The sequence below is a fragment of the Pseudomonas sp. SJZ078 genome (assembly GCF_007828255.1).
In the GTDB taxonomy this organism is placed as follows: Bacteria; Pseudomonadota; Gammaproteobacteria; order Pseudomonadales; family Pseudomonadaceae; genus Aquipseudomonas.
In genome coordinates, this window is record NZ_VIUG01000011.1 from 96,570 (window position 1) to 108,976 (window position 12,407).

A 12,407-nucleotide genomic window follows, 5' to 3' on the forward strand; every position below is an offset into this window, starting at 1 on the left:
CTACACGAGCGGACCGCGCGGGTAGCGTTTGAGCTTCTCGATGAGCTCCGAGCCGGGAATAGGCCGGTCGAACAGGTAGCCCTGGCCGACATCGCAGCGATGGCGGCGCAGGAACGCCAGTTGCTGGGCGGTCTCGACCCCCTCGGCCACTACCTTGAGTTTCAGGTTGTGGGCCATGGCGATCACCGCGGAGGTGATTTCCATGTCGTCCTGGTTGTCCGGGATCTCATGGATGAAGCTGCGATCGATCTTGATGATGTCGATCGGGAATTTCTTCAGGTAGCTCAGGGATGAATAGCCGGTGCCGAAGTCGTCCATGGCCAGGGTCAGGCCCAGGCGCTTGAGCTGGTCGAGCTGCAAGTGGGTGTCTTCGGTGGCTTCCAGCAGCAGGCCTTCGGTCAGCTCCAGTTCCAGCAGCCGTGAGGGCAGTTGTTCTTCCTTGAGGATGCTGGCGATCGAGGCCACCAGGTCCGGGTCGGAGAACTGCTTGGGCGACAGATTGATCGCCACTTGCAGGTTGCCCAGGCCGGCGGCGGTCAACTGCTTGCTCATGCGGCAGGCCTGGCGGGCGATCCACTTGCCGATGGGGATGATCAGGCCGGTTTCCTCGGCCACGCTGATGAACTGGTCCGGCCGGATCATGCCTTTCTCCGGATGGTTCCAGCGCAGCAGCGCTTCCATGCCCAGCAGGCGACCGCTGCGCAGGCACAGCTTGGGCTGGTAGAACACGTCGAGCTCGTTCTGGGTCAGAGCGCGGCGCAGGTTGTTTTCCACGAACAGCTTGTAGCTGGCCTCAGCGTTCAGTGCTTCGGTGAAGACCTGGACCTGATGCTTGCCGTTGGCCTTGGCCTTGTGCAGGGCGAGCCCGGCGTTGCGCATCAGGGTCTGGGGATCGCGGCCATGCAGCGGGGCACAGGCCAGGCCCACCGAGCCGGTCACGCTGATCAGTTGGTTATCGACGAACATCGGTTTGTCGAGCGTCATCAGCAACTGGCTGGCGACCTGTTGCCCGGCTTCCAGGTCGGTGTCATCCAACAGCACGGCGAATTCGTTACTGGCGAAACGCGCCAGACTGCCGCTGGGGCTCAGGCTGTTGCGCAGGCGCCGGGCCAGGCTGATCAGCAGTTTGTCGCCGGTCTGGTGGCCGAGGCTGTCGTTGATGCGTTTGAAGTTGTCGATGTCCACCAGCAGCAGGCTGATGGGCGAGTCGCTGTCCCGGGCGAAGCGTTCATCGAGGTTGCGAATGAACGCCGGGCGGTTGCCCAGGTTGGTCAGGTTGTCGGTGTAGGCCAGGCGTTCGATACGCTGCTGGGCCAGCTTGGTCTGGGTGACGTCTTCGTAGATACCGATGTAGTGGGTCAGCTCGCGGTTGTCGCCATAGACCTTGGAGATCGACAGTTGGCCCCAGTAGGGTTCCAGGTTCTTACGCCGACTCTTGAACTCGCCTTGCCAGCTATTGCTCTGGGCCAGGGCCGAGGGCGCGTCGAACAGCAGCTCACTGAGGTTTTCCAGGGCCGGTAATTCGGAGAGGCGCTGGCCGTGGACTTCCTCGGTAGTGTATTGGGTGATGGCGGTGAAGCTCGGGTTGACGTATTCCACCACACCGTCGCAGTTGACCAGCAGGAACGCATTGGCGCTCTGCTCCACGGCACGCTGGAACAAGTGCAGGGCGCTGGTGGCGATGCGTCGATTGTGGTTGTTGATGACCTGGGCGAACTGGTCCGCCAGTTCGCCGGCAAAGGCGATCTCGTCCGACTGCCAGGCACGGGTAGCGCCTACCTGCTCCAGGCATAACACGCCCACTACCTGGCCGTCGATCCGCACGCTGGCATCGAGCATGGCGTTGACGTTGCGGGCGCGCAGGCTTTCAGCCATTTCCCGGGTACGTGGGTCGCGTATCGCGTTATGGGCGTCGATGGCGCGGCAGGTCTGCAGCGCTTCCATGTAGTCGGGATACTCATTGGCGTCGATCACGTCCGGCCGGAAGTATTCCTGGGAAGCGCGGTTATAGGCGGAGATCGGCACCAGCTTGCCGTCCTCCAGATTCCAGATGCTGGCGCAATCGATCTGGTAGATATCGCAGGCGCTACGGGTGATCAGTTCGGCAGCTTCCAGCAAGGAATTATTGGCGCTGTAGCGCTGGCGGGTCAGCAGCAGGATGAGGTCTTGCTGGGCGCGCACCCGGTCCAGATGCTGAAGCTGCTCCTGCTGGGCGCGCTGGTTCAGCTCCAGAGCGATTTGCAGGCGCGAGTTCTGGGTTTCCAGATCCAGGGCCGGCATCGATGGCTCGTTTTGCAGCAGGTTGTCCACCGCCAGCAGGTAGCCGCGCAGCAAGTGGCGGTTGTGCTGTTTGTACGCTTCACCCATTTCCAGCAGGTTCATGGGGCCCTTGGCGGTGTGAAGCGTATAGCGGATCAGGTAATGCGGGGCCTGGGCCAGTTGCTCTTGGATGGCGTCATGCAGCTGGTAGCGCGCCTCAGGCTCCATCAGGCTGGCATAGGGTGAACTGACCAACGAGCAAAGCTCCACCGCCGGCAGACCGAAGTAGCGTTCGCAATTGGGGTCGAGGAACAGCAGAGCCCAGCTCGCTTCATTCAGCCGCTCGAAACGCAGCATACCGAGCCGCGAGGGCACCGGTAATTGCGTCACTACCTCGGCCGCCATACGGCTGGCGGCATCGGGTTGGCTTTTCATGGGGAAACTCGCTTCGAGAATGCTGATCGCGCCGGGCTGACGCCCCTCGTTATCAAGGATTGCCGCAAGGTTGCATCATTGCGACACTGGCTGACAAGAGAGATGAAGGCTAAGTGCTATAAACGTTATCGACCGACAAGCGGATTTCTCCAGTCGCCAGCCGATTAGAGGGCTTGGCGGAGGCTACCGTTCGTCAGCGCAACGGGATATCAACCACCTGCAGAGGATACCCGTCGCGGTCGTGAAAGGTCACGTGAAGGCTCTGGCTCGCGACATGCAGGTGTGCGAAGTTGTCCTGGCTGATCACTGTGCTGGTCAGCTCATAGTGATAGTCACCGTTTTCGGTCCGGGCCATGGGTGGCTTGAAAATAAAATCCGACGCGCTGGCATAAGGCAGCAGTGCGCTGTTGCAAAACGGCGAGGCAACGATGGCATGCACCTGGAAGTCGGAGTCCTGGCTGTGACAGAGTCGGCTGGTCATGGAGCCATGAACGTCACCGGATACGAAGATCACGTTCTTTACCCCATGGCGACGAATGCACTCCAGCAGTCGCAGGCGCTGTTGCGGGAAGGCCTGCCAGGCGTCGCCATCATCGAATGCGCGGTCGGGGTAGAACATGACGCTGGTGACGATGAATTTGACCCGGGCGGTGCTGTTCACCAGCCATTCGAGCAGCGACCGCTCCTGCTCGATATCCAGGATGCGCCGGTCGGCCACCGACACGTTGCGTCGTGTCCGGCTGTCAGTGACGAACCATTCGATGTCGCCGTGAGCGAACTGATACCAGTAATGCGGCAGCGACCTGTTCAATACGCCGTCGCTTGAGAGTTCGCGGGCCGGACTATGACTGGCTTGATAGAGTTCGTAAGCGCTCATGGCGTTGGCGTAGAGGATGTCGTCATCGACTTGTCTGTTGGCCGGCCAGTTGTCTTCGATCTCATGGTCGTCGAGGATCATGTAGGTCGGTACGGAGGACATCAACCCGCTGATGTGGGGCTGGGAAAAGACCGTGCGGTACTTGAACAGGATGTCTTTGTAGGTTCGGTCCGGGGCCACAATGTTCAAGTCGTCGAGATAAACCTGGTCCCCCGCCATCACTAGACCGCTGATTGGCGGATTGGCCTGATCGACGATGCGCTGGATGCCGGCGAACGTACGGTCGCCGAGTTCGGGGGCTGTAGGGACGCCGGCGGTGATTCGCAGATATCGGCAAGAACCCACGATATAAGCGTGTGAAGTGCCGGTTTCCGCCGACGGGGTGCGCAACCGATGGATGTCCCCGGGCCATTGCTGCAACGGTTCCGGGGTGGTTGTGTGAGGCGCGGTGAACCAGCCGGCCTGGTATTCATAGACGGTGCCGGCTTGCAGGTTTCTTAAAATGATCACATCGGTCATGTCGCGATGGGCATGCAACTGGATGAGATGCTCATTCGTCCATCGCGTGTCCCCCTGGCGCCTGTAGCGAAGTCCGGCGAATACCGCAAGCCTGGGGTCTTTGTCGCCGCGCAGGAAAATGCGTGCGTGATCGGTCGTGGTGTGGCCGACAATCGGGCCGACGGTAGGTTTGAACATGTTCGAGTCCATTCGAAAATTCAGCGAAGCCTGGAGCTGTTGCCCCAGAGCCATGCTAAGGCCCGAGGCGCGATGAAGATTCAGAGGGGAGGGGACGGAGATTGTGGGAAACGACTTCGCTTGGCGTAGGACTTCAATCCTGTGGCGAGGGGTTGTCGGATGGCAGGCAAAAAAAAGCCCCGCCATTGGCGGGGTTGAGGTACGAGCGTGGCTCGGAAAACAGCGGTTCGGTCGGCCCTCCGTAAGGAGGGCCATCCGGTTTACAGCAGGATGGTGCGAATGTCGCCCAGCAAGTCACTCAGACGCTTGGTGAAGCGTGCTGCGGCGGCACCGTTGATCACGCGGTGATCGTAGGACAGCGACAGCGGCAGCATCAGCTTGGGCTGGAAGGCTTTACCGTCCCAGACCGGCTGGATGGTGGCCTTGGAAACACCCAGGATCGCCACTTCCGGCGCGTTGACGATCGGCGTGAAGCCGGTGCCACCAATGTGGCCAAGGCTGGAGATGGTGAAGCAGGCACCCTGCATGTCGTCGGCGGTGAGCTTCTTGTTCCGGGCTTTTTCGGCCAAGGCAGCGGCTTCGCCAGCCAGTTGCAGCAGGCTCTTCTGGTCGACGTTGCGGATGACCGGTACCAGCAGGCCTTCCGGGGTGTCGACGGCAAAGCCGATGTGCACGTATTTCTTGCGGATCACCGCCTTGCCGCTTGGCGCCAGGGAGCTGTTGAAGTCCGGCAACTCCTTGAGCAGGTGCGCACAGGCCTTGAGCAGCAACGGCAGCACGGTCAGCTTCACGCCGGCCTTCTCGGCTACGGCTTTCTGCGCGACGCGGAAGGCTTCCAGCTCGGTGATGTCGGCCTGGTCGAACTGCGTTACGTGCGGAATGTTCAGCCAGCTGCGGTGCAGGCTCGACGCGCCGATCTGCATCAGGCGAGTCATGGCCACTTCTTCGGTTTCGCCGAAACGGCTGAAGTCCACCGCCGGGATCGGCGGGATGCCCGCGCCGCCGGTAGCGCCTTCGGCCGGTGCGTTCTTGGCCTTCTGCATCATGGCCTTGACGTAGGCCTGCACATCTTCCTTCAGCACGCGACCGTGTGGGCCACTCGGGCTGACGGCGGACAGCTCGACGCCGAACTCGCGGGCCAACTGACGTACCGCAGGGCCGGCGTGGACCTTGGCACCGCTTGGTGCCGGTGCGGCGGCAGGGGCTGGAGCGGCCTCGGCCTTGGCGGCAGGCGCGGCAGCCGGAGCCGGCGCGGCTTCAGCCTTGGCTGGTGCAGCAGCAGGAGCTGGCGCGGCAGGCGCGGCGGCGCCAGCCACTTTCAGCTTCAGGATCAGGTCACCGGTGCCGACTTCGTCTTCCAGCTTGATCTCGACGCTTTCCACCACGCCGGCGGCCGGCGACGGGATTTCCATGCTGGCCTTGTCGGATTCCAGGGTGATCAGCGACTGGTCGGCTTCGACGGTGTCGCCGGTCTTGACCAGCACTTCGATGATCTTGGCCTTGCCTGACGAACCGATGTCCGGGACATGGATGTCCTGGACGGTGGCGGCAGGCGCAGCGGCCGGAACCGGAGCGGCTTCGGCAGCCGGGGCGGCAGCAGGCTTTTCAGCCGGCGCCGGGGCAGCCGCAGGAGCCGCTGCTTCAGGCGCCGCAGCGGCGCCTTCGACTTCCAGCTCCAGCAATTCGTCGCCTTCTTTCAGGCGATCGCCCAGCTTCACTTTCAGGCTCTTGATGACGCCGGCCTTCGGCGCAGGCACTTCCATGCTGGCCTTGTCCGACTCAAGCGTCAGGATGCTCTGGTCGGCTTCGATACGGTCGCCGACCTTCACAAACAGTTCAATTACTTCACCTTCACCGCTGCCGATGTCAGGTACGCGAATGAGTTCGCTCACGGAAATTCTCCTCAGCAGTCCAGTGGGTTGCGTTTTTCCGGATCGATGCCGAACTTGGCGATGGCCTCTGCCACCACTTTTGGTTCGATATCGCCACGGTCAGCCAGGGCTTCCAGGGCTGCCAACACAACGAACTTACGGTCGACTTCGAAGAAGTGACGCAGCTTCTTGCGGCTGTCGCTACGGCCGAAACCGTCAGTGCCCAGCACCTTGAATTCCTTGGATGGAACCCACTGGCGGATCTGCTCGGCAAACAGCTTCATGTAGTCGGTGGAGGCGATGACCGGACCTTTACGGCCGTTCAGGCACTCTTCGACATAGCTCAGTTTCGGCTTCTGGCCAGGGTGCAGACGGTTGCTGCGCTCTACGGCCAGGCCGTCGCGACGCAGTTCGTTGAAGCTGGTCACGCTCCAGACATCGGCGCCGATGTTGAACTCTTCACGCAGGATCTTCGCCGCTTCACGCACTTCGCGCAGGATGGTGCCGGAGCCCATCAGCTGGACGTGGTGAGCGGCTTCGCGGGTGTCTTCCTCGAGCAGGTACATACCCTTGACAATGCCCGCCTCTACACCGGCCGGCATGGCTGGCTGCTGGTAGGACTCGTTCATCACGGTGATGTAGTAGAAGACGTCCTGTTGCTCTTCGGTCATCTTCTTCATGCCGTCCTGGATGATCACCGCCAGCTCGTAGCCGTAGGTCGGATCGTAGGTGCGGCAGTTCGGGATGGTCCCGGCCAGCATGTGGCTGTGACCGTCTTCGTGCTGCAGGCCTTCGCCGTTCAGCGTGGTCCGGCCGGCGGTGCCGCCGATCAGGAAGCCACGGGTACGGCTGTCGCCAGCGGCCCAGGCCAGGTCGCCGATACGCTGGAAGCCGAACATCGAGTAGAAGATGTAGAACGGCAGCATCGGCTGGTTGTGGCTGGAGTACGAAGTACCGGCGGCAATGAAGGAGCTCATGGCGCCCGCTTCGTTGATGCCTTCTTCGAGGATCTGGCCTTTCTTGTCTTCGCGGTAGAACATCACCTGGTCTTTATCGACTGGCTCGTAGAGCTGGCCCACGGACGAGTAGATGCCCAGTTGGCGGAACATGCCTTCCATACCGAAGGTACGGGCTTCGTCCGGGATGATCGGGACGATGCGCTGGCCGATTTCCTTGTCCTTGACCAATTGCGCGAGGATCCGCACGAAAGCCATGGTGGTGGAGATTTCACGGTCGCCCGAGCCGTCCAGGATCGCCTTGAGGGTTTCCAGTGGCGGGGTCGGAACGCTGAAGCTCTTGGCGCGACGCTGCGGTACGAAACCGCCCAGTGCGGCACGGCGCTCGGCCAGGTAACGGGCCTCGGCACTGCCTTCCTCGGGCTTGAAGAACGGCAGGTTTTCCAGCTCGCTGTCTTTCACCGGAATGTCGAAGCGATCGCGGAACAGCTTCAGGCTGTCGACATCGACTTTCTTGGTGTTGTGCGCGGTGTTCTTCGCTTCGCCGGCACCGGTGCCATAACCCTTGATGGTCTTGGCCAGGATGACGGTCGGCTGTTCCTTGTGGTTGACCGCCTGGTGGTACGCCGCGTAGACCTTGTACGGGTCGTGGCCGCCACGGTTGAGTTTCCAGATCTCGTCGTCGGACAGATCGGCAACCATGGCCTTGAGTTCAGGCGTGTTGAAGAAGTGCTCGCGGACGAACGCGCCGTCCTTGGCCTTGTAGTTCTGGTATTCGCCGTCGATGACTTCGTCCATGCGACGTTGCAGGATACCGTCGACGTCCTTGGCCAGCAGTGGGTCCCAGAAACGGCCCCAGATGACTTTGTTGACGTTCCACTGGGCGCCACGGAACACGCCTTCGAGTTCCTGGATGATCTTGCCGTTGCCGCGAACCGGGCCGTCGAGGCGCTGCAGGTTGCAGTTGATGACGAAAATCAGGTTGTCCAGCTTCTCGCGGCCGGCCAGGGAGATCGCCCCCAGGGATTCCGGCTCGTCGCACTCGCCGTCGCCCATGAAACACCAGACTTTCTGCTTGCCCGGCTGGATGAAGCCGCGGGCTTCCAGGTACTTCATGAAGCGCGCCTGGTAGATCGCCTGGATCGGGCCCAGGCCCATCGAAACAGTTGGGAACTGCCAGAAGTCAGGCATCAGCCAAGGGTGCGGGTACGAAGACAGGCCGTTGCCGTCCACTTCCTGGCGGAAATTGTTCATCTGATCTTCGGAGATACGACCTTCCATGAACGCACGGGCGTAGACGCCTGGCGATGCGTGACCCTGGAAGTAGATCAGGTCGCCGCCGTGTTCGTCGGTCGGGGCCTGGAAGAAGTAGTTGAAGCCGATGTCATACAGCGTCGCGCTGGAAGCGAAACTGGAGATGTGACCGCCCAGGTCAGAATCTTTCAGGTTGGTGCGCATGACCATGGCCAACGCGTTCCAGCGTACCAGCGAGCGAATGCGGCGTTCCATGAACAGGTCGCCAGGCATGCGTGCTTCGTGGGTAACAGGGATCGTGTTGCGGTACGGCGTGGTGATGGCGTAGGGCAGTTGCGAACCGCTGCGGGTTGCGAGTTCGCCCATACGGGTCATCAGATAATGAGCACGGTCTTCGCCTTCTTTGTCGAGAACCGATTCCAGGGCGTCCAGCCATTCCTGGGTTTCGACGGGATCGAGGTCTTGCATGGCTTGCTCCAGGGCGGAAAGGCTACCAGAATCGGTTGCCTGAGTTTGCGACTGGCCTTGTGGGCAGACGGTATAAAATTCTTGGATTGCCGAAGGTTGTTTCGGCGGCGTGTAGTTTTACTACAAATCGTCGGCTGTTTCAGCCTTTCGGATGTATAGACGAGTAGTAAAACTACACATGAAAGGCTTTTAGCCTCTCGTTCCGTTGTGAGAATAATCGTTACTGTTGGTCTTTTGCTAACTCGAACAGGTAAAAACTTGATGTCGGCTGCCAATAAAATCAGATTTTCAGCTATTTATCATCTTTGTTCGACAGTCAATCAGGTAGTGGCTTTTGAAAAAACACTACATCCAGCCTTTCCCGCGCCGATCAAGGATAGACCATGAGCCTGCCCCTGCTTGCCGAAATACCGGCCATTCTCCAGTCATTGGTCAGCCGTGCCGAGCAGTCGTTCCGTGCGGCGGTTGCCTTGCTGGACGACGACCTCGGCCTTTGCGCCTGGACGCCTGAGCGCTGGAAGGAGTTCCATCGCGTCGCGGCCGCCAGTGATTTTGTCATCGAGCAGAGCCTGCGCGACCCTTCGATGCTACTGGAACTGGTGCGCAGTGGCGAACTGGACCGCAGCCTGACCGCCGGCGAAATGTGCGCGCAGATCGGCGCTGCGGTGCAGGCCGCCGAGAGCGAGGATGAATTGGGGCGAGTTCTGCGCCGCCAGCGGACCCGCCAGCAGGTGCGGATCATCTGGCGCGACCTGAACCGCAAGGCCGATCTCGTCCAGACCTGTCGCGATCTTTCGGACATGGCCGATACCTGCATCGACCAGGCCTACCAATGGCTGTACCTGCGTCTTAGCCAACAATTCGGCACGCCCACCGGCCGGCGCAGCGGCGCCGCGCAGCACATGGTCATCCTGGGCATGGGCAAGCTGGGCGCGGTGGAGTTGAACCTGTCTTCGGACATCGACCTGATTTTCGCCTACCCCGAGGGCGGTGAAACCGTTGGTGTGAAGCGACCTCTGGATAATCAGGAGTTCTTCATCCGCGTTGGCCAGCGCCTGATCAAGGCCCTGGATCCCATGACCGTCGACGGTTTCGTGTTCCGCGTCGACATGCGCCTGCGTCCCTATGGCTCGGCCGGTGCGCTGGTGCTGAGCTTCAATGCCCTGGAGCAGTATTATCAGGACCAGGGGCGCGACTGGGAACGCTACGCGATGATCAAGGCGCGGGTGGTGGCGGGCGACCAGGTGGCGGGTGCACAGTTGCTCGATATGTTGCGTCCGTTCGTTTATCGCCGTTACCTGGATTTTTCCGCGATCGAAGCGCTGCGCACCATGAAACAGCTGATCCAGCAGGAAGTGCGGCGCAAAGGCATGGCCGACAATATCAAGCTGGGGGCGGGCGGTATCCGTGAAGTGGAGTTCATCGCCCAGGCATTCCAGTTGATCCATGGCGGGCGTGACCTGAGCCTGCAACAGCGGCCACTGCTGAAAGTACTGGGCACCCTGGAAGGCCAGGGTTATCTGCCCGCCAAGGTGATCGACGAGCTGCGCCAGGGCTATGAATTCCTGCGTTATACCGAACATGCAATCCAGGCCATTGCCGATCGCCAGACCCAGATGCTGCCGGACAGTCCCCAGGACCAGGCGCGCATTGCATTCATGCTGGGCTTTGCCGACTGGGCGGCGTTCCACGAGCAATTGATGTATTGGCGTGGACGGGTGGCCTGGCATTTTGGCCAGGTCATCGCCGATCCGGATGAGGAAGAGGGCGGCGAAAGCGAAGTGGTGGTGGGCGGCGAATGGCTGCCGTTGTGGGAAGACAGCCAGGATGAAGAGGCCGCGTGCCGCCAGTTGCAGGAGGGTGGTTTCGTCGATGCGCCCAAGGCGCTGAAGGCGCTGGCCGTGCTGCGTACCAGCCCGCAACTGCGCGCCATGCAGCGTCTGGGGCGTGAGCGCCTGGATGCATTCATTCCGCGCCTGCTGGCCCAGGCGGTGGAGCATGCCGACCCAGACCTGGTGCTAGAGCGGGTATTGCCCCTGGTGGAGGCGGTGGCCCGTCGCTCGGCCTATCTGGTGCTGCTGACGGAAAACCCCGGCGCCCTGCGGCGCTTGCTGACGCTGTGCGCGGCAAGCCCGTGGATCGCTGAGCAGATCACCCGTTTCCCCTTGCTGCTGGACGAGTTGCTCAATGAAGGCCGTTTATTCAAGCCGCCCTTGGCGCCAGAGCTGGCGGCGGAGTTGCGCGAACGCCTGACGCGCATTCCGGAGGATGACCTGGAGCAGCAGATGGAAGCCCTGCGGCATTTCAAACTGGCGCACCGGCTGCGGGTGGCCGCGTCGGAAATCGCCGGCAGCCTGCCGCTGATGAAGGTCAGCGATTACCTGACCTGGCTGGCCGAGGCGATCCTCGAACAAGTCCTGGCCCTGGCCTGGCGCCAGACGGCGGCCAAGCATGGCGTACCGTTGCGCACGAACGGCAGCCTGTGCGATCCGGGCTTCATTATTGTCGGTTATGGAAAAGTCGGCGGCCTGGAATTGGGGCATGGTTCCGACCTGGACCTGGTGTTCATCCATGACGGCGACCCCCAAGCGGAAACCGACGGGCCAAAACCCATCGACGGCGCGCAGTTCTTTACCCGGCTCGGCCAACGGATCATCCATTTGCTGACGGCCCAGACCAACTCCGGGCAGCTATATGAAGTGGACATGCGCCTGCGGCCGTCGGGGGCGTCGGGATTGCTGGTCAGTTCGCTTGGGGCATTTGCCCGCTACCAGGAGAATGAAGCCTGGACCTGGGAGCACCAGGCGCTCGTGCGGGCCCGAGTGTTGGTGGGTAGCCAGGATGTGGGCCAGGCCTTCGAGAAAGTCCGGGCCCAGGTGTTGGGACGCAAACGCGACCTGCCAACGTTGCGCCAGGAGGTCAGTGAGATGCGGGCCAAGATGCGCGACAACCTTGGCAGCAAGGCCACGGCCGCCGGGACCGCACCAAACGCTTTCGAGGCCACGGCGCCCTTCGACCTCAAACAGGACGCGGGAGGTATCGTCGATATTGAATTTATGGTGCAATACGCGGCCCTGGCGTGGTCCGAGGAACACCCCTCGCTGGCGCGCTACACCGATAACATCCGCATCCTGGAGGGGTTGCAAGAGGTTGGCCTGATGCCGCCCGAAGATGCCACCCTGCTGCGCGAGGCTTATAAAGCCTACCGCTCCGCCGCCCATCGCCAGGCCCTGCAAAAAGAGGCCGGGGTGATCACCGGCGATCAATTCGTGGATGAGCGCCGACAGGTGCTGCGGATCTGGCGTGAGCTGGGATTGAGTTGAGTATTGATGTGGGAGCAAGCCTGCTCGCGAAAGCGGAGTGTCAGGCGGCAGTGATGTCGAGAGTGCCGGCCTCATCGCGAGCAGGCTCGCTCCCACAGTTGGATTTGCGGTGCAGCACCGGGTTTGGAACGAATGAAGCGCCCTTGTGGGAGCGAGCCTGCTCGCGATAGCGCAATGTCAGGCAGCGCATATGTTGGATGTGATGGCCCTTTCGCGAGCAAGCCCGCTCCCACAGTGGGTTGCAGTGTTTTAGGCGGGGAGGCGTAGG

5 protein-coding genes are annotated in these 12,407 nt (G+C 61.5%); 1 reads left to right on the forward strand and 4 read right to left on the reverse strand.

The features are described from left to right. The 4 genes from FBY02_RS12805 to aceE all read right to left on the reverse strand — a co-directional run bounded on the left by FBY02_RS12805 (position 1) and on the right by aceE (position 8,816). On the reverse strand, positions 1–2,694 hold the full coding sequence (locus FBY02_RS12805) for a bifunctional diguanylate cyclase/phosphodiesterase (protein WP_144928039.1): 2,694 nt from the start codon (positions 2,692–2,694) through the stop codon (positions 1–3). Positions 2,695–2,887: 193 nt separating this feature from the next. Then, positions 2,888–4,267 (reverse strand): alkaline phosphatase D family protein, encoded by a 1,380-nt coding sequence (locus FBY02_RS12810; RefSeq protein ID WP_144928042.1) that lies wholly within the window; start codon positions 4,265–4,267, stop codon positions 2,888–2,890. Between the two features lie 260 nt (positions 4,268–4,527). Further along, positions 4,528–6,159, reverse strand: a complete 1,632-nt coding sequence (gene aceF, locus FBY02_RS12815; protein ID WP_144928045.1) for a dihydrolipoyllysine-residue acetyltransferase — start codon at positions 6,157–6,159, stop codon at positions 4,528–4,530. A gap of 11 nt (positions 6,160–6,170) precedes the next feature. Continuing rightward, the gene (aceE, locus tag FBY02_RS12820) at positions 6,171–8,816 is read right to left on the reverse strand and encodes a pyruvate dehydrogenase (acetyl-transferring), homodimeric type (protein ID WP_144928048.1); all 2,646 of its coding nucleotides are present in this window, start codon (positions 8,814–8,816) and stop codon (positions 6,171–6,173) included. A gap of 383 nt (positions 8,817–9,199) precedes the next feature. On the opposite strand from aceE, the gene glnE reads away from it, so the two are divergent. After that, the gene (glnE, locus tag FBY02_RS12825; RefSeq protein ID WP_144928050.1) at positions 9,200–12,139 is read left to right on the forward strand and encodes a bifunctional [glutamate--ammonia ligase]-adenylyl-L-tyrosine phosphorylase/[glutamate--ammonia-ligase] adenylyltransferase; all 2,940 of its coding nucleotides are present in this window, start codon (positions 9,200–9,202) and stop codon (positions 12,137–12,139) included. Positions 12,140–12,407 lie beyond the last annotated feature (268 nt).